The organism is Shewanella sp. SP1S1-7 (assembly GCF_031932105.1).
Lineage (GTDB): Bacteria > Pseudomonadota > Gammaproteobacteria > Enterobacterales > Shewanellaceae > Shewanella > Shewanella baltica.
The window spans coordinates 97,504-115,826 of record NZ_JAUOEU010000006.1 but is presented as its reverse complement, the minus strand read 5'-3'; the positions used below and the strand labels follow the sequence as shown (position 1 = coordinate 115,826).

At 46.9% G+C, this 18,323-nt stretch carries 12 protein-coding genes; 8 read left to right on the top strand and 4 right to left on the bottom strand.

All coding sequences use genetic code 11. The features are described from left to right. Nucleotides 1–345: 345 nt before the first annotated feature. Nucleotides 346–831, bottom strand: coding sequence for a glutathione peroxidase (locus Q4Q49_RS07205; RefSeq protein WP_106651117.1), 486 nt, complete (start codon nt 829–831; stop codon nt 346–348). A 151-nt stretch (nt 832–982) separates the two neighbouring features. On the opposite strand from Q4Q49_RS07205, the gene Q4Q49_RS07200 reads away from it, so the two are divergent. The 3 genes from Q4Q49_RS07200 (at nt 983) to Q4Q49_RS07190 (ending at nt 3,702) form a co-directional block, all read left to right on the top strand. After that, a complete protein-coding gene (locus tag Q4Q49_RS07200) occupies nt 983–2,353 on the top strand; it encodes a magnesium transporter (protein ID WP_011846297.1) in 1,371 nt (456 codons plus the stop codon). A gap of 140 nt (nt 2,354–2,493) precedes the next feature. Next, a complete protein-coding gene (locus tag Q4Q49_RS07195) occupies nt 2,494–2,997 on the top strand; it encodes a GNAT family N-acetyltransferase (RefSeq protein ID WP_311890052.1) in 504 nt (167 codons plus the stop codon). Nucleotides 2,998–3,162: 165 nt separating this feature from the next. Next, nucleotides 3,163–3,702 carry a YfaZ family outer membrane protein gene (locus Q4Q49_RS07190; protein ID WP_311998994.1) on the top strand — a complete coding sequence of 180 codons (540 nt, stop codon included), beginning with the start codon at nt 3,163–3,165 and terminating at the stop codon, nt 3,700–3,702. 59 nt (nt 3,703–3,761) lie between these two features. On the opposite strand, the gene Q4Q49_RS07185 is transcribed toward Q4Q49_RS07190, so the two are convergent. Then, complete coding sequence (locus tag Q4Q49_RS07185) at nt 3,762–4,613, bottom strand: DMT family transporter (RefSeq protein ID WP_311998993.1); 852 nt, start codon at nt 4,611–4,613, stop codon at nt 3,762–3,764. A 246-nt stretch (nt 4,614–4,859) separates the two neighbouring features. Between Q4Q49_RS07185 and Q4Q49_RS07180 the strand changes: the two genes are divergently transcribed. After that, nucleotides 4,860–6,533, top strand: coding sequence for a diguanylate cyclase (locus tag Q4Q49_RS07180; RefSeq protein ID WP_311998992.1), 1,674 nt, complete (start codon nt 4,860–4,862; stop codon nt 6,531–6,533). Between the two features lie 153 nt (nt 6,534–6,686). Here Q4Q49_RS07180 and xseA read toward each other — a convergent pair whose 3' ends face one another. Continuing rightward, entirely contained in the window at nt 6,687–8,033 is a 1,347-nt protein-coding gene (xseA, locus tag Q4Q49_RS07175) for an exodeoxyribonuclease VII large subunit (protein ID WP_311998991.1), read from the bottom strand. A gap of 120 nt (nt 8,034–8,153) precedes the next feature. Here xseA and guaB point away from each other — a divergent pair, with 120 nt between their 5' ends. From guaB to tadA, 3 genes are all read left to right on the top strand, one after another. Beyond that, a complete protein-coding gene (gene guaB, locus Q4Q49_RS07170; RefSeq protein ID WP_106651111.1) occupies nt 8,154–9,620 on the top strand; it encodes an IMP dehydrogenase in 1,467 nt (488 codons plus the stop codon). A 119-nt stretch (nt 9,621–9,739) separates the two neighbouring features. Then, nucleotides 9,740–11,317, top strand: coding sequence for a glutamine-hydrolyzing GMP synthase (gene guaA / locus Q4Q49_RS07165; protein WP_259527779.1), 1,578 nt, complete (start codon nt 9,740–9,742; stop codon nt 11,315–11,317). A 152-nt stretch (nt 11,318–11,469) separates the two neighbouring features. After that, nucleotides 11,470–11,997, top strand: a complete 528-nt coding sequence (gene tadA / locus Q4Q49_RS07160; protein ID WP_311990136.1) for a tRNA adenosine(34) deaminase TadA — start codon at nt 11,470–11,472, stop codon at nt 11,995–11,997. Between the two features lie 445 nt (nt 11,998–12,442). On the opposite strand, the gene mltF is transcribed toward tadA, so the two are convergent. Continuing rightward, nucleotides 12,443–13,873: a membrane-bound lytic murein transglycosylase MltF gene (mltF, locus tag Q4Q49_RS07155; RefSeq protein WP_311988520.1), complete on the bottom strand. Its 1,431-nt coding sequence runs from the start codon at nt 13,871–13,873 to the stop codon at nt 12,443–12,445. Between the two features lie 280 nt (nt 13,874–14,153). Here mltF and purL point away from each other — a divergent pair, with 280 nt between their 5' ends. Continuing rightward, on the top strand, nt 14,154–18,035 hold the full coding sequence (gene purL / locus Q4Q49_RS07150) for a phosphoribosylformylglycinamidine synthase (RefSeq protein ID WP_311999028.1): 3,882 nt from the start codon (nt 14,154–14,156) through the stop codon (nt 18,033–18,035). Nucleotides 18,036–18,323 lie beyond the last annotated feature (288 nt).

The window sequence follows — 18,323 nt, the reverse complement described above, 5'->3', positions numbered from 1 at the left end:
TACCTATACTCAGAGTCGCCATTTTTAATTAAGTTCATCGATATCGCAAAAAAATTCCAAAAAGTTTAAAAAAGATTTTCTGAGGGATAAAAAGCAGTTGAAATGAGCTGCTACATTTATTTTACATATATATCATTGGGATAAAAAAAGGCAACCCAATGGTTGCCTAGTGACCTATTCCTAGGTCAAGGGGGCCGCGCTAGAAGCCCCAGGGAGATGATGAACATGAAAAAGACATTCACTGTTCAATATATTTGAGGGGCTTGTACGGTTAAAGTTCCATAAAAAGTTAAAATAAATCTAAATTTTTATAAAACGCAAAATTTCAAATAGATAGCGAGTAAATTATTTTAGCAAAGCGGCAATTTTACTTTCTAACGCTTCGGGTTTCGTGGTCGATGCAAATCGTTCAATCGCTTCGCCTTGGCGATTAACTAAAAATTTGGTGAAATTCCATTTGATACCTTGAGTACCTAATACACCGGGAGCGGCTTTCTTAAGGTATTGATAAAGTGGATGGGTATGTTCGCCATTCACTTCTATTTTAGAAAATAGTGGAAATGTCACGCCAAAATTCAATTCACAAAAGGCTTGAATACCTTGCTCATCGGCTTTTTCTTGGGCGCCAAATTGATTGCAAGGAAAGCCCAAAATCACTAATCCTTGGTCTTTATATTTTTGATATAACGCTTCTAATCCCTTGTATTGCGGTGTAAATCCACATTCACTGGCGGTATTGACGATTAAGAGAACTTTACCTCGATACTGCTCTAAACTTACCGCGTTGCCTTGAATGTCTGTCGCTGATTGGCTGTATATGTTCGTAGTCATGTTCACCTCCATAGGATCTAAGTCAAACAGCATAAACCTAAAAAAGGTTTTCAGCAATATAGTTGTGCGCAATTTATTTTGTGAGTTTGCTAATTTACTTGATTATCAATATAGTTACAGCAATTTTGTAGCTAAAGAAAAGGGCATCTGTGTGACAGAAAATGACGCAGAATACGAAACAAACATGCAAGCGGACGTGGGGCAGGTTGTTCAACAACTCACTGAAGTTGAAGGCGAAGAACAAGCTGAAGTGTTTAGCGAAATTTTGAATGACTCAGAACCTGGAACTATAGCCTTAGCGCTTGAATCCTTGCCCTTGGATGAGCGTTACGAGCGTTGGCAGCAAGTTGAATTTGCTGACCGAGTGACAGTGTTGAGCTTAATGCGTGCCGATCCGCGCATGGGGATCCTCAAACGGATGCCCGACAATGAAGTGGACTTGCTATTTGCCCAGTTAAGCCCAGAAGATTTAATTGAGTGGAGTGACTATCTCCCTGAAAGTTTTACCGATCGCGCCTTGGCTCAGATGGGCGAGCGTCAGCGACAACGATTCGAGCTTTACGATCAGTACTCTGAGAATGAAATCGGCCGTTATACCGATCATCAAATGTTGGTGCTCAGTGATAAGGCGAGCGTTGCGCAGGCGCAGCGCTTTTTCCGCCGTATCGAACTCGATTGTAACGACAATTTGTTTATCGTTGATGATCAAGATAAGTATCAAGGTACAGTGCGTCGGTATGACATTTTTAAGCATAATCCCGATGAGTTATTGATTTCACTTTTGTCCGAGGATAGCCGTGCGTTATCCGCTGACACGAGTTTATTGGAAGCGGCCGAAGCGATAGAGCACAGCCGCGAAATTGAATTGCCTGTGATCGATGAGTCTGGCGAGTTAATTGGTCGCGTGACGCTGCGAACCGCGACCGCTTTAGTGCGTGAACATTATGAAGCGCAGTTGATGGCAACAGCGGGTATGGATGAGTCCGACGACTTGTTCGCGCCGATTATGAAGGGCGCCCAGCGCCGCGCTGTGTGGCTCGGGATTAATTTGCTGACGGCTTTTCTCGCTTCGGCGACGATTGGCTTATTTGAAAATGTGTTATCCCAAGTGGTCGCGTTAGCGGTATTGATGCCGATTGTGGCTTCTATGGGCGGTATTGCGGGTAGTCAGTCGTTGACGCTGATGATCCGCGGCATGGCTATGGGACAGATTTCAGCGGGTAACTTGTTTTCGTTAATGAAGAACGAACTCGGCATTGGCATAGTTAACGGTTTTTTGTGGGCGATAGTTATAGGTTTAGTCGCGGGCTGGTGGTTCGGTGAAGCGACCATAGGCATAGTGATTGGCTGCGCAATTTTGATTAACATGGCCGTGGCAGCAATTGCTGGTGTGGTCGTGCCTATGGTGCTGCAGAAGTTTAATCAAGATGCGGCGCTGTCGGGTTCAGTGATCTTGACCACAGTGACAGATGTGGTGGGCTTCTTTACTTTCTTAGGTATGGCGACCCTCTTGTATCTGTAGTGCATTGGTATATAAACAGTTATAGCAATAGTGCTCTGTTAGATTTGTAGTTTGAGAGTGAAAGCGAAGTGGGATATGAGTGCACAGCTAAGTGGCGTGCATTCCTCGTATGTTGGCAACATTAACGGTTTAATCTGGATATGAGTGACATTCAGTTTGTAATAAGTGAACAGCCAGAGGAATTAGCGCTGGCGGCACAATTGATTGATGGGCGTGATGATAACGCCCATCCGCTGGACCATCAGGTATTTTTCGATTCTCGTGCGGTGATCTTAGCGAAAACCCTTGAGGGCGAGATAGTCGGTTGCGCTGCGATAAAAGCCGGTAAAAGCACTGTTGGTGAACTGGGTTATCTGGTGGTGTCGTCCCATTATCGACGTCAAGGCATTGCCCAAGGTTTAACGCAAAAACGTATCGAAGTGGCGAAGGCTTTAGGGATCTCGATTTTATACGCCACTATTCGCGCCGAGAATACGTCGAGCCAAGCCAATTTGTTGAAGGCGGGCTTTCAATTTTGGCGTGATTATTTGAGTATCCGCGGCACGGGCAACACAGTGGGTTGGTATTATTTAGCCTTAAGTGCCAATGTCGACGCTGAAGCGATAATGCAGTCTTTAGTGGGTGATCGTATTCAAGCGGTGTAATTGTGCTGTAAGTGAAAAGGCTTAGATCTTCAACTGTTTCGAGTTTGTTTTACATTTGTATATCCATCGCGAAAAATCCCCATTTATACGCAAATAGGCTGATTTTCTTTATTTATTCGGTATGATCCGCGGCTATTACCCACAGTCATTTATTGAGGTGTTTTTATGGCTAAGTTCAGAGTAGCAAGTGTTTTATTATTGAGTGCGGCAGCGCTGCAAGTGAATGCGTCAGAATTTAATCTTGGGTTGAATAACGATGTGGTTTCTACTGAGTTAGAACTGCAATTGAGCAAAGATACTAACGCAGTGTTAGGTTATATCTATGCTGACGAGGGCGGCCATATTGCCCAAGGTGCAATGCACATGACCCATGATGTGGGCGTGCATCACTTTGAAGTTGGCACTAAGTTAAGCCAGCTTTGGTCTGATTATTCTCCAAATGGTAGCGCCATTTCTGTTGGTGGCCGTTATGCGCTATCTATGGGACCTAATATTTCATTACACGCCGCCGCTTACTACGCACCGTCAGTCTTATCGTTTGGTAATGTTGATGGTCAATATGAGCTCGATTCAAAAGTACAATACCGCGTAACGCCAAACATGGCGTTTTATGTTGGTTATCGCAAGATTGCCTATGAGTACGATGATGCGCGCGATTTTACTTTCGAAGATGGCGTGTATATTGGCGGCAAATTCCGCTTCTAAAATCAATCGTTTTATCTCACTGCGTTAATTTAGCAGTCGATGACAAGAGCCGGCCGAGGTCAACTTCGCCGGCTTTTCCATTTTGCTTTTAGCTCGCTGTAGCTGGGCAATATGGATGAGAAAATGACTAATCCGATACCGATTAACATCACTAGGCTGAGTTCTTCATCAAGTATCCACCAGCCGAACAAGGCTGCAAAAATCAATCCGGTATATTCTACAGGCGCCATTTGGCTCGCATCGGCACGTCGATAGGCATGGATGATGAGATAAGTCATACCAATATAAAATAGTCCCAACGTTAATCCCACCTGTGCAACTGGCAAACTAAAATCCGCGCCTTCGTATAAGGTCGCTGGTATCAGAAATATCATCGCAAAGGCATTAGACCAAAAGAGCATAGAGAAAGGATGTTCATGGGTCGAATAGGCCTTTAAAATCAAACTATTCAATGCCGACGTCATGGCACCGAAAATGGCTAAACCTATATACAGGTTAAACTCTGTTGGTTGGCTGATGAGTAAAATGCCAGTAAAGCCAATGATCCCCGCAACTGAGCGTCGATAGCCGATGCGTTCATGTAAAAATAACGCAGAAAGCACCAGAAGTAACAAAGGTGAGGTATAAATCACGGCGGTTACCGTTGCGAGGGGAAGATGCAAAATGGCAAGCATAAAAATGGCATTGCCGAGTCCAATCAATAGGGCGCGGGCAAGATGCACTTTGTAATAAGGGCTTAGTTTGAGATTACCCTGCAAGCGCCACACAAAAGGCAGCACTAGCAAGGTGGCAAAGAGTTGTCTGTAGAGCACCAGTTGGAACACGGGGGCATCATTTTCAAGCAACTTGACCAAGAGGTTGCCACTGGCAATCAGGAGTTGTGCGGCTAAAATCATCAATAGAGGCTGCATAGGATCCCAGCAAAAAATAAGTCAGTATTAAGTTGTATTTTGGATTTCAGGCCACGGTTTGGACTTTGAGACTAAAATTGCTCCATACGGCATGGGATATTCGACTAATTTAGCCTAACTGATTGTAAAAAACTAAATGTGGCCATAAAGTTAACCTACAATTCCAACTATCGACTAAGATTGACAGCATTAGCATTTACTTCATAGCTGTATAAATGATCTATGGCCCTTTAACTTAATAAGCCGATGAACAAACTTAAACAAACCCTATTTTGGTGTTTTTTACTTTTTATATGGACATTAAGTCCCTCTGTATTAAGCGCTGAAATTGCGTTGGACTCGCCGTATTTGTTCCATGCTCAAGCGGATCAACAGCCCCCAAAACAGTTTGATGCCGTGCCCCATTGGATGGGCCAACTCGACGAAGCTAACTCTGTGAGTTTAACCGGCGGTGACTATTGGATGATCACGCCTGTGATGGTCAATCAACGTCAGTCGAATTGGGTAGTGGATGCGAGTAATTCGATTATCGAATCCGTAGATTATTGGATACTCGGCAGTGATGGCAGTTCGCAACATGCCCATAGCGGCTACAGTGCCCCCTACGAATTTTTATTTGATTATGGCCGCAAGGTCACCTTGAATATGGGGACGGATTATTGGCTATTGGTTAAGCTCAGTAGCCGTTATTATTCATCGCCTCCCGAGATTGCCCTGCAAAGCGTGACGGATCATCAGTTGATGTCTGATCGCCTCGCCATGGCAGTGCTGCTGTGCTTAGGCGGCTTATTGTTTATCGCCTTATATAATCTTCTGATTTATATCTCTATTCTCGATAAAGCTTTTCTTTATTATGGCCTTTATGTCTTCGCGTATTTTGCTGGCTGGGCACTGACCTTCCATTTGCCGGCGCACTTGTTTAATTTCCATTACCTTGAGTTACACCATCTATTCTTTATCAGTTTACCGATTTTTAATATCATGTTTTACAAGCACTTCTTGCAGCTGCCTAGCTACTCACCACGATTGTGGCGCCTCAGTCAGTATTTGATGTTTGCTTGTATTGTTGCTTTGCCGACCAGTATTTGGTTGTTGCCCTATACGGCGATTATTGCCTCTGTGCTGATCATGCTGTGGATTGCCTTAGCGATTACCTGCGGTAATGTGTGCTTGATGAAAGGCTTTGCCCCTGCGCGTTATTTTATTCTCGCCTTTACTTGTTTACTCTTGCCTGCAGTGATTATTTTGCCCGGGAATATGGGGCTAACCCCTGACTTTATTGAACATGCTGAGCTGGCGACGCTTATCGGCGGTACGGCTGATGCGCTGCTGTTGTCCTTAGCGTTAGCGAATAAGCTTAAGCTACTCGCAGAGGAACGTAAGGCGCATATTGAAGAGCTCGCAATTGCGTGGGAAAAAGCCCGCTTAGATGGCTTGACCCGAGTCGGCAATCGTTATGCCTTTGATGAATATATGAATTCTCAATTAGGCTTCGCCGATAAAGTGGTGCAGCCTATGGCTTTAGCGCTGTTGAATATTGATAGCCTGAAAAGTGTCAACGAAACGCTTGGCCATCAAGAGGGCGATAGGTTACTGCAAGTGGTAGTGCAGTTATTGCAAGCAACGGACTTAGCCCATTTAAAGCTTTATCGTATTAGTGGTGATGAGTTTGTGGTTGTGACGTCTTCGGCTGGGATCCCGCTATTGCTGAGTTCGTTGAATGGGTTAGGCGAACAATTAGCCAGCCAAGGCTTTAAGGATTGTCAGTGTAGTTTTGGGATCTCGTTAAATTCTGAGGTGGCCGATCCCCATGAATGGCTGCGTTCTGCTGATACTCATTTGTACCAATCGCGAATGGATAAGCGTCGCCAAGAGTATGCCGATACCCGTGGTGTCGATGTGAGACTGCATTTAAGCTAGCCAATTCAGTATTCAATAAAATCATTTTCATGGGATGCTAGAACAAAACTAGACAACATAGAAAGGCGCAGATAAATTCTGCGCCTTATTGTTTTTACCTTAAGTATAAAATTGCTTATTTAAGCTATAAATATCAGTATTCTAGCTATCAACTTATTCAAGCAGCTTTATTTGAGTGACGGTTGATATCACTTGTCCATGGCGTAAGCGGGTTTGCAGGCTATCACCGATTGTCAGTTTATCGGCAGAGTCGACCACTTGATTGTGGATGTCAGTGGTGATGCTGTAACCACGGCTCAATGTCGCAAGCGGACTGACGGTTTCAAGCTGATGGGCCGCGTATTTTATCCGTTGCTCACTTTGGCTGAGCTTGTCCTGCAATGCATCCTGTAAGCGGCTCGCAAGATAACTTAGGCGGTTCCCCTCAATGGTGAGCTTATGCTTGGGAGATTGCTGTTCAAGGCGACTTGCGAGCAACTGCTGACGACGGCTGAGCAGGTGTAAGCGATTCGACAGTGCCGACTCCAGCCTTAATTGCATCTCATCGAAACTTTGTTCGAACTGCTGCAAGGTTCGTTTGGGATCTTGGCGTTGCAGTCTGTGCTCAAGCAAACTGAGCCGTCTTTCTTGCTTAAGTTGATAATGTTTCGCACTTTGTTGCAGGCGAGATAAAGCTGTTGCGAGTTTTTGCGCCTTATTGTCGCTATCTTGGGATAACAACTCGGCACCTGCAGATGGTGTTGGGGCGCGAATATCGGCAACGTAATCACTGATGGTGGTGTCGACTTCGTGGCCTACGGCGCTAACCACGGGCAGGGCGCTGTTATAAATTGTGTGGGCGAGGGCTTCGCTGTTAAAACACCACAAATCTTCAAGCGAACCGCCACCACGGGTGAGCAATAATACGTCGACCTCTAAACGTTGGTTGGCGATATTGATTGCCTGACAAATACTCTGTGCCGCGGTTTCACCTTGAACTTGAGTCGGATAGATAATGACTTCGATTGAAGGGTCGCGCCTTGCGAGTACGTGTAAGACGTCGCGAATTGCTGCGCCGGTTGGTGAAGTGATAACGCCAATGCGTTGGATATTTTTCGGCAATGGTCTTTTGGTGTCGGCAGCGAATAATCCTTCGGCGGCGAGCTTCATTTTGAGTGCATCGAACTGCTGGGCGAGTAGTCCATCCCCTGCGGGCAGCATGGACTCAATTAATAATTGATAGTCGCCCCTGGGTTCATACACGCTGATCGCGCCTTTGACTAACACTTGCTGACCATTGATGGGCTTAAAGCTGACCGTTTGGTTACGGCCTTTAAACATGGCACAACGGATCTGGGAAGAGTGGTCTTTTAAGGTGAGATACCAATGACCTGAGCTGGGGGAGGAAAAGTTGGATATTTCACCATTTAGCCAAATTTTACCCAGTTGTACCTCGAGAATTTGTCTGACTTCACCATTGAGTCGCGAGACAGTATAAATATTGTTTTTGGCGCCTTGCATCGAATTACTCAATTAAATGGGGATATTTGCTATTTTCCATTTACCAGTGCCGATATGCAAGGTATAATCCCGCCGCAATATTTCACCTCTAAATCCTACTCAACTGGGGAGATGTTGCATATGCTACGTTTAATTAAAGAAGCGCTTACTTTTGACGATGTGTTGCTTGTTCCTGCGCATTCGACTGTACTCCCAAATACCGCCATTCTTAAAACTCGCCTGACCAATACCATTGAATTGAATATCCCACTTGTGTCTGCCGCTATGGACACAGTTACCGAAGCTCGTCTTGCGATCGCTATGGCGCAGGAAGGCGGTTTAGGTTTTATTCATAAAAACATGAGCATTGAAAAACAAGCCGAAGAAGTGCGTAAAGTAAAAATTTACGAAGCGGGCGTGGTTCAACAACCTGTGACTGTGACGCCATCTACGACCTTAGCCGATCTGAAAGTGTTAACACTGAAGAATGGTTTTGCCGGTTATCCCGTGGTTAACGAAGCAAACGAGTTGGTTGGTATCATTACTGGCCGTGACGTACGTTTCGTCACAGATTGGAGCAAAACGGTAGAAGAAGTGATGACGCCTAAAGCGCGTTTAGTCACAGTTGCCGAAGGCACTAAATTAGATGAAGTGCAAAAATTGATGCACTCACACCGTATCGAAAAAGTTCTTGTTGTTGATGATAACTTCAAACTGAAAGGTTTGATCACAGTTAAAGACTTCGAGAAAGCCGAACGTAAACCTAACGCCTGTAAAGATGAGTTAGGTCGTCTACGTGTTGGCGCCGCCGTTGGCGCGGGTGCTGGTAACGAAGAGCGCGTTGATGCACTCGTTAAAGCTGGCGTTGACGTACTGCTTATCGATTCTTCCCACGGCCATTCTGAAGGCGTTTTGCAACGCATTCGTGAAACGCGTGCTAAACACCCAACATTGCAAATTATCGGTGGTAACGTAGCTACGGCTGAAGGTGCATTAGCACTGGTTGAAGCTGGCGTTAACGCAGTTAAAGTGGGTATTGGCCCTGGCTCAATTTGTACGACGCGTATTGTAACCGGTGTTGGCGTGCCACAAATCACTGCAGTTTCAGATGCAGCCGCAGCCGTAAAAGGCTTAGGTATTCCTGTTATTGCCGACGGTGGCGTACGTTTCTCTGGCGACTTAGCTAAAGCATTAGCGGCTGGTGCATCTTGCATCATGGCAGGTTCAATGTTTGCAGGTACCGATGAAGCTCCGGGCGAAACTGAACTTTATCAAGGCCGTGCGTATAAATCTTATCGCGGCATGGGTTCACTAGGCGCTATGTCTCAAGGTTCATCTGACCGTTATTTCCAATCTGACAATGCTGCCGACAAACTCGTGCCAGAAGGCATTGAAGGGCGCGTACCTTACAAAGGTAAGTTGAAGGAAATCATCCATCAACATATGGGTGGCCTGCGTTCATGCATGGGCTTAACCGGTTGTGCCACCATTCAAGAACTGAATGAAAAAGCCCAATTTGTGAAAGTAACTTCAGCTGGCATGGGTGAGTCCCACGTGCACGATGTGACTATCACTAAAGAAGCGCCGAACTACCGTTCAGGTTCTTAATCGTTTGATAAAAGGGGCGGCGATAAGCCGCCTCTTTGTAAAGCGTGTGATCCAATACTCAAGGCTGGCTATCGCCGCGTTGAGCAATGTTAAAACAATAGATGAGATAAAGGTTACCCATGAGCGATATTCATGAGCACAAGATACTGATCCTCGATTTTGGATCTCAGTACACTCAACTGATTGCCCGTCGTATCCGTGAAATCGGTGTGTACTGTGAATTATGGGCTTGGGATGTAACAGAAGCCCAAATCCGCGAATTTGCCCCGAACGGTATTATTCTTGCTGGCGGACCTGAAAGTGTCACGGCTGAAAACTCGCCGCGTGCGCCTGAATACGTCTTTACCGCAGGCGTGCCTGTACTGGGCATTTGCTACGGCATGCAAACCATGTCTGAGCAGCTGGGCGGTAAAGTTATCCAAGGTGTGGGCGAAGGTGAATTTGGCTACGCTCAAATTGAAATGCTGACAGATTCCTTGCTATTCAAAGACATAGAAGACGCAGTTAACAGCGAAGGCAAACCCTTACTCGACGTATGGATGAGCCACGGCGATAAAGTGTCGGCCATTCCTGAAGGGTTTGTGGCGGTCGCTAAAACGGACACTTGCCCATTTGCTGCTATGGCAAACGAAGAGAAGCAATTCTTCGGCGTACAGTTCCACCCAGAAGTGACCCACACTCGCCAAGGCATGCGCATGTTATCGCACTTTGCCTTAGACATTTGTGGTTGTGCGGCTAACTGGAAACCTTCCTCTATCATCGAAGATGCGATTGAGCGCTTGAAGAAGCAAATCGGCGATGATGAAGTGATTTTAGGGCTTTCGGGCGGTGTCGATTCTTCGGTTGTGGCTATGTTGCTGCACCGCGCTATCGGCAAAAAACTGACCTGCGTATTCGTTGATAACGGTTTATTGCGTTTGAACGAAGCCGAGCAAGTGATGGAAATGTTTGGCGATCATTTCGGCCTGAATATCATTCATGTTGATGCGGAAAATCGCTTCCTCGATGCGATGAAAGGCGAAGCCGATCCAGAAGCTAAGCGCAAGATCATCGGCCGTGTATTTGTGGAAATTTTCGATGAAGAATCGAAAAAATGCGCTAATGCAAAATGGTTAGCGCAAGGCACGATTTATCCAGACGTGATTGAATCTGCTGGCAGCGCCACAGGTAAAGCACATGTGATCAAGTCGCACCATAACGTTGGCGGTTTGCCAGACCATATGGAACTGGGTTTAGTTGAGCCACTGCGCGAACTGTTCAAAGATGAAGTGCGCAAAATTGGTCTTGAGTTAGGTCTGCCATACAACATGCTTTATCGTCACCCGTTCCCAGGACCAGGTCTTGGAGTGCGTGTATTAGGTGAAGTGAAAAAAGAATACTGTGACTTGCTGCGCCGCGCCGATGCAATCTTTATCGAAGAACTGCATAAAGCCGATCTGTACAATAAAGTCAGCCAAGCCTTTACCGTGTTCTTACCTGTACGCTCAGTTGGCGTGATGGGCGATGGCCGTAAATATGATTGGGTTGTGTCACTGCGCGCCGTTGAAACCGTTGATTTTATGACGGCCCATTGGGCACATCTGCCGTATGATTTCTTAGGTCGCGTATCAAACCGCATCATTAACGAAGTCGATGGCATTTCCCGCGTGGTTTACGATATCTCTGGCAAGCCGCCAGCGACGATCGAATGGGAATAAGTTAATTATTTGAATTAACGATTAAAAGGCGCCGAGTGCGCCTTTTTTGTTGTTTGATAGATTAACTTAAGTTGAATGGCTCAACCGTGAAATATCTGTGTTTGACTGATATAATCCGGCATTATTTTTTGGCTAATCGGTAGAGGGTGTGAGTGGATCAAACGCAGCAAGATGAACAATCGCAGCAAGATGAGCAATGGATGCAAGTGGCTATGTTGATGGCCGAGAAAGCTGAAGCTGAGGGCGAAGTACCTGTGGGTGCGGTATTGGTCAAAGACGGTCAGCAAATTGCAACGGGTTACAATTTATCCATTAGCCAACACGATCCTAGCGCCCATGCGGAAATTTTATGTTTACGGGAAGCGGGGCGTTTGGTCGAAAACTATCGCCTGTTAGACGCGACTTTATATGTCACGCTTGAACCTTGTGCTATGTGTGCCGGTGCTATGGTGCACAGCCGGATCGCGCGGGTGGTTTTTGGTGCTCGGGATGAAAAAACCGGTGCAGCGGGGACTGTAGTGAATTTACTGCAACACCCGGCATTTAATCATCAAGTTGAAGTGACATCGGGTGTATTAGCCGACGCCTGTAGCGCGCAATTGAGTCGTTTTTTTAAACGGCGTAGAGAGGAAAAAAAAGCCCTGAAACAGGCTCAAAAGGCGCAGCAAGCGATAGAGTAAACAGTGCTAGAAGTGACAGGATTAATCCTGAGACTGAATAAAAGTAAAGAACAGTTTCTGACGATTCAAAATACGACGATGGCGAACTTTAAGTAAAGTACGACGACGCGCGACAGTATTGCTGATGGTTTTTCTTCTCATATTGACCCCATTCATTGTTATTATCGATGCCCTGCAAAGATGTATCACAGGTCATAACCCCAAGACAGTAGCAGTTGCACTTGAGTGCAGCAATAGCACTGGTCAGATAAGCTGAACTAAGTGATGTTTTAATCGTAAACCTGAGTTGGATCCAGCCCAGTTAAGCCAGCTTGGATCTAGTTTTGACTCTAGCTCTAGCTTCTAAACCTAAGCTCACTGAGATCACTGAGCTTAGATCTAGAAGCTGGTTCTATACATCATTGTCTAGAAACCTAGCTCTAACGCTTGGCTCAGGCGATGCAGATTACTTAGGTGGTTCTGGGCTTAATGTACCTGCGGGAGTGGCGGGTTCTTCCGACGCAAGATCGCTAGGTTCTTCCTCGGGGTTTTGCTGTTTCGATTGATTATCTACCCAGACTAACGTGTCGTAGTAGCGGCGAATACTGTCGACGTAATGGACGGCTTCACTGCCACGGGCATAGCCGTAGCGGGTTTTTTGATAGTATTTACGCTTTTGCAGCAGTGGCAGCACTTTCTTTAAATCTCGCCACGCATTGGGATTTAACTCCATCGATTCAGCCAGCTTTCGCGCATCTTCAACATGGGCATACCCTATGTTGTAGGACGCCAGTGCAAACCACATACGTTGACTCTCGGGAATGGATTCCGGCAGACGATTGATCATATCGTTCAAATAAGCCGCGCCGCCGCGGATACTTTCTTCCGCATCCAAACGGTTGGTGATGCCAATTTCTTTTGCTGTAGGTTGAGTCAACATCATCATGCCACGAACTCCTGTTGCTGAGCGGGCATGGGGATTCCAATGGGACTCTTGATAGCTAGTCGCCGCAAGTTTTCGCCAATCTAAATTACCCGCATGGGTTTCGAATAACTGACGATAGCGGGGCAAAACGGTTTCGATGGCGCGAATAAATGCCCGAGTATCGACATAATCAAAGCGCTTCACATGGCCAAAGTATTTTTCGTTGAGATGATCGAGCGTGCCAGCCAGTTTTTCTTGGTGCCAAAAGGCCAGTAATTGGCTCATGAGTTCATCACTGCGGTTCGGCGGCAACAGCCAGACCACATCGAGCTTTTCTTCAAGTACGGGGCCTGAGCGCAGATCGGGCAAGTAGCGGCGGTTGATTTGTACGCTGCTGGAGTCGGCGATGGTGTAGTCAATTTCTTTGTTGGCGATCATGGCCAGCAATTCTTCGCTGTCTTTGTCGGTAATTTGATCCCACACCAGCGTTGGATAATGCTTTTGCAATTGAGTTAATGTCTCGACAAAGGAAGAGTCGGCGATGACAGTGATCTTACCTTTTAAGTCGCTGACGTCTTTGGGCGCTGGCATGCCTTCGCGATACACCAATACTTGATTAACGCGGTACAACGGCGGCCCTAGGCGGAATTGTTCACGCCTTGCGGGTGTTTCTGTCATGCCCGCGGCAATGAGGTCGATTTCATTCTTTTTAAGGGCTTCGTACAGCTCGGTGCGGTTAGTGTAGGGCACCATTTTTAAGGGCACATCTAAGTATTCGGCGAACAATACCGCCATATCGTAATCGAAACCGCTATCACCTTGGCCCGATGTCATATAAATCTGTGGGCCGTAAAGTGTGCCGACTCTTAACTCAGTTAATTTTTTCGGCACAAATTCTGTTTCGTCCACGGTCACCTGCTGACAGGCAGTCAGTAAGAAACCTAAGATAAGAGCGAACAGGAATCGAGTCATTAAATGTGCTTATAGTAAATAAAATCAATATTATAGATAGCGAGTTAACAGTGGGGCATGCGTGGTGAACTGGCCGACATTGGTGGGATTATATCCGTTTGTCTGCGATAACGTAAAAAAATCATTCGTGGGGGAAAATGGCGACTTAAAATGGTCGCGTTTTTTATATCACAGGAAACACTGTTTTGCGTAAGGTCACAGGTGATTTGTGGCAGACATTTCCTTATAATAGCGCCACCTCTGACCCCTGCAATAATAAATAATAAGGTGAATAGACGTGATGGAGATCATCCGCGGAGCCCCTGCACTCTCGACGTTTAGGGTGCAAAAGCTGATGGAGGCCTGCGAAAACGCTGCGCTTCCGGTACGCCAAATCTATGCTGAGTATGTCCATTTAGCGGATTTGAGCGAGTTGCTCGATACAAATGAACGCCAGCAACTTGAAAAAATTCTCACCTATGGACCTGCGATAGAAGCTCATATCCCCCAAGGTTCACTCCTGTTTGTCACTCCTCGCCCCGGTACTATTTCTCCTTGGTCTTCAAAAGCCACTGACATCGCGCACAATTGTGGCCTTGGTAAAGTGAAGCGTTTGGAGCGAGGCGTTGCGTATTATGTCGAGTCAGATGCGCTGACAGTAGCGCAGCAACAAGCCTTAAATGCGCTGTTGCACGATCGCATGGTTGAAATCATGCTTGATGATTTTGCCAAAGCCGATGTGTTATTCAAACGCACTGAGCCTGCGCCGTTTAAAAGCGTCAATATTCTTGGGGAAGGTCGCCGCGCACTTGAAGTGGCTAACACAGCATTGGGCCTTGCCTTAGCCGAAGATGAAATTGACTATTTAGTCGAAAACTTCGTCCGTTTAGGCCGTAATCCCCACGACATCGAATTGATGATGTTTGCCCAGGCGAACTCTGAGCATTGTCGTCACAAGATTTTTAACGCAGATTGGACCATTGACGGTGAAGTTCAGCCTAAGTCATTGTTCAAAATGATCAAGAACACCTTTGAAACCACCCCAGATCACGTGTTATCTGCCTACAAAGATAACGCCGCTGTGATGGAAGGCTCGGTTGCCGGTCGTTTCTTCCCCGATCCAGATGGGGTGTACAACTACCACACTGAACCTATGCACATCCTGATGAAAGTGGAAACCCACAACCATCCAACCGCCATCAGCCCCTATCCTGGCGCTGCAACTGGTTCAGGTGGTGAAATCCGTGATGAAGGCGCAACGGGTCGTGGTTCTAAACCTAAAGCCGGTTTAACGGGCTTTAGCGTATCAAATTTAAAAATCCCGGGTTTTGTTCAACCATGGGAAGGTAACTACGGTAAGCCAGATCGTATCGTTAGCGCGCTCGATATCATGACCGAAGGCCCACTGGGCGGCGCGGCATTTAACAACGAGTTTGGTCGTCCTGCGCTGGTCGGTTATTTCCGTACCTACGAGCAGGAAGTCAGCAGCCATAACGGCGTTGAGGTGCGTGGTTACCACAAGCCCATTATGTTGGCCGGTGGTTTAGGTAACATTCGCGAAGAACATGTGCAAAAGGGCGAAATCACCGTTGGCGCTAAGCTGATTGTGCTCGGTGGCCCAGCGATGAACATTGGTTTGGGTGGCGGCGCCGCTTCATCTATGGCATCGGGTCAATCGAGTGAAGATCTCGACTTTGCTTCAGTGCAACGTGAAAACCCAGAAATGGAACGTCGTTGTCAGGAAGTGATTGACCGCTGTTGGCAGCTTGGGGATAAAAACCCTATCCAATTTATCCACGATGTGGGCGCGGGCGGTTTGTCGAACGCTTTCCCTGAACTTGTGAATGACGGCGAGCGCGGCGGTTTATTTAATCTGCGTAACGTGCCTTCAGATGAGCCTGGCATGAGCCCGCTGGAAATCTGGTGTAACGAATCACAAGAACGTTATGTGATGTCCGTTGCTCCTGAAAACCTCGCACTATTTACTGCCATCTGTGAGCGTGAGCGCGCCCCGTTTGCGGTTGTGGGTGAAGCGACGGCGGAGAAACACCTGACCCTTAGCGACAGCCATTTCGATAATAATCCTATCGATTTACCGCTCGAAGTCTTATTAGGTAAAGCGCCTAAGATGAGCCGCGATGTGGTATCAGCCAAAGCGGTATCGCCCGCGCTAGCGCAAGATAAGATTGATGTTAAAGAAGCGGTTAAACGCGTGCTGAGCTTGCCTACAGTTGCGGATAAAACCTTCCTTATCACCATTGGCGACCGCACTGTAACGGGTTTAGTTAACCGTGACCAAATGGTGGGTCCATGGCAAGTGCCTGTGGCCGATTGCGCGGTCACAGCGGCAAGCTTTGATACCTACGCTGGTGAAGCTATGTCACTGGGCGAGCGTACACCGCTGGCACTGCTTGATTTTGGCGCATCTGCCCGTATGGCAGTGGCTGAATCAATCATGAACATCGCCGGTACCGATATCGGTTCATTTAAGCGTATCAAGCTTTCTGCTAACTGGATGTCTGCTGCGGGTCACCCCGGAGAAGATGCGGGTCTTTATGAAGCGGTGAAAGCCGTAGGTGAAGAACTGTGTCCAGAGCTGAGCCTAACCATTCCGGTCGGTAAAGACTCTATGTCGATGAAGACCGCATGGCAGCAAGATGGCGCGGATAAAACCGTGACGTCGCCCATGTCATTGGTCATCACTGCTTTTGGCGTGGTGCAAGATATTCGCAATACAGTGACGCCAGAGCTGCGCACAGATAAAGGCGAAACGTCTTTACTGTTAGTGGATCTCGGTGCGGGTAAAAATCGTTTAGGCGGTTCTTGTTTAGCCCAAGTGTTTGGTGAGCTGGGTGATATTGCGCCGGATCTTGATGATGCTGCACTGCTGCGCGGTTTCTTTGAAACCATGCAAAATCTAGTGGCTAAGAAATTCGTTATCGCTTACCACGACCGAAGCGACGGTGGTTTATTTACCACCTTAGTGGAAATGGCCTTTGCGGGTAATACTGGCTTAGACATAGATGTAGAAGACTTGCAGGGCACGGATTTAGAGCGACTCTTTAATGAAGAGCTCGGCGCTGTGCTGCAAGTGAGCCGCGACAACGCTGCGAAAATTGCCGCTCAGTTTGCAATCGCGGGTGTACCTTGCCACGTGATAGGGACGTTAGCTGGCGATCAACGCATCACCATTAAAGATGGCGCGCGTGAAATTTTCAGTGATAGCCGTGTTGCGCTGCGTACCTTGTGGTCAGAAACCACTTATCGTATGCAAGCCATGCGTGATAACCCAGCGTGCGCACTGGAAGAGTTCAAACTTAAGCAAGACGAAAGCGATTTAGGCTTAACGGTTAACTTAAGCTTCGATCCAAGCACTGACGTTGCCGCGCCTTATATCCTAAAAGGCGCTGCGCCTAAAATGGCGATTTTGCGTGAGCAGGGCGTTAACTCCCACGTGGAAATGGCTGCTGCCTTTGATCGCGCTGGATTTGAAAGCCGCGACGTGCACATGTCTGACATTTTATCTGGCCGTATCAGCCTAGAGGATTTCCAAGGTCTAGTGGCCTGTGGTGGTTTCTCTTATGGTGACGTATTAGGCGCAGGTGAAGGTTGGGCTAAGTCGATTCTGTTTAATGACCGTGCGCGCGATGAGTTTTCACGTTTCTTTGAACGTGACTCAAGCTTTGCCCTCGGCGTGTGTAACGGCTGTCAAATGCTGTCAAACCTGAAAGAAATCATTCCAGGAAGCGAGCATTGGCCACGTTTTGTGCGTAACCGCTCAGAGCGTTTCGAAGCGCGTTTCAGCTTAGTTGAAGTGCAACAGAGCCCGTCGTTATTCTTCCAAGGTATGGCGGGTTCGCGTATGCCTATCGCCGTATCACACGGTGAAGGTTTGGCTGAGTTTGCCAGCCCTGAAGCGCTGGCGATTGCCGAAGCATCAGGCACAATTGCACTGCGTTTTGTCAATGGTAAGGGTGATATCGCGACTCAGTATCCACAAAACCCGAACGGCTCGCCAAATGGCTTGACGGGGATTTGTACGACTGATGGCCGCGTAACCTTGATGATGCCACACCCAGAACGTGTGTTCAGGACTGTAGCAAACTCTTGGCATCCAGATGCTTGGGGTGAAGATAGCCCTTGGATGCGTATGTTCCGTAATGCGCGAGTGACCTTAGGTTAAGCGAGTAAACTCAGCGGCTTTTACCAGTTTTGAAGGGTAAAAGCGGGTTTAGTTAATCGTAAAAAAGGAGCGATAATTTCGCTCCTTTTTTTATATTTAAAATGCACTTTTATGAAATATCTTGCATTTCAAATCATTAACACTTGTTGCAAATAATCTAATGGATAAAAGTGATAAAACAGCATCTTTTTACGGTAAATACCTATTAATAGGTATGTTGCGTACTTGATACTGAGAGTGACGTTTTATGGGGTTCTAGAGTTGAAGGCAGATTTTGTGGCTTTAGAA

Bases quoted from the DNA above. Each gene is read 5' to 3' on its own strand.
- Q4Q49_RS07205 (WP_106651117.1), bottom strand. From the start codon at position 831: ATGACTACGAACATATACAGCCAATCAGCGACAGACATTCAAGGCAAC.
- Q4Q49_RS07195 (WP_311890052.1), top strand. From the start codon at position 2,494: ATGAGTGACATTCAGTTTGTAATAAGTGAACAGCCAGAGGAATTAGCG.
- Q4Q49_RS07190 (WP_311998994.1), top strand. From the start codon at position 3,163: ATGGCTAAGTTCAGAGTAGCAAGTGTTTTATTATTGAGTGCGGCAGCG.
- Q4Q49_RS07185 (WP_311998993.1), bottom strand. From the start codon at position 4,613: ATGCAGCCTCTATTGATGATTTTAGCCGCACAACTCCTGATTGCCAGT.
- Q4Q49_RS07180 (WP_311998992.1), top strand. From the start codon at position 4,860: ATGAACAAACTTAAACAAACCCTATTTTGGTGTTTTTTACTTTTTATA.
- xseA (WP_311998991.1), bottom strand. From the start codon at position 8,033: ATGCAAGGCGCCAAAAACAATATTTATACTGTCTCGCGACTCAATGGT.
- guaB (WP_106651111.1), top strand. From the start codon at position 8,154: ATGCTACGTTTAATTAAAGAAGCGCTTACTTTTGACGATGTGTTGCTT.
- guaA (WP_259527779.1), top strand. From the start codon at position 9,740: ATGAGCGATATTCATGAGCACAAGATACTGATCCTCGATTTTGGATCT.
- mltF (WP_311988520.1), bottom strand. From the start codon at position 13,873: ATGACTCGATTCCTGTTCGCTCTTATCTTAGGTTTCTTACTGACTGCC.
- purL (WP_311999028.1), top strand. From the start codon at position 14,154: ATGGAGATCATCCGCGGAGCCCCTGCACTCTCGACGTTTAGGGTGCAA.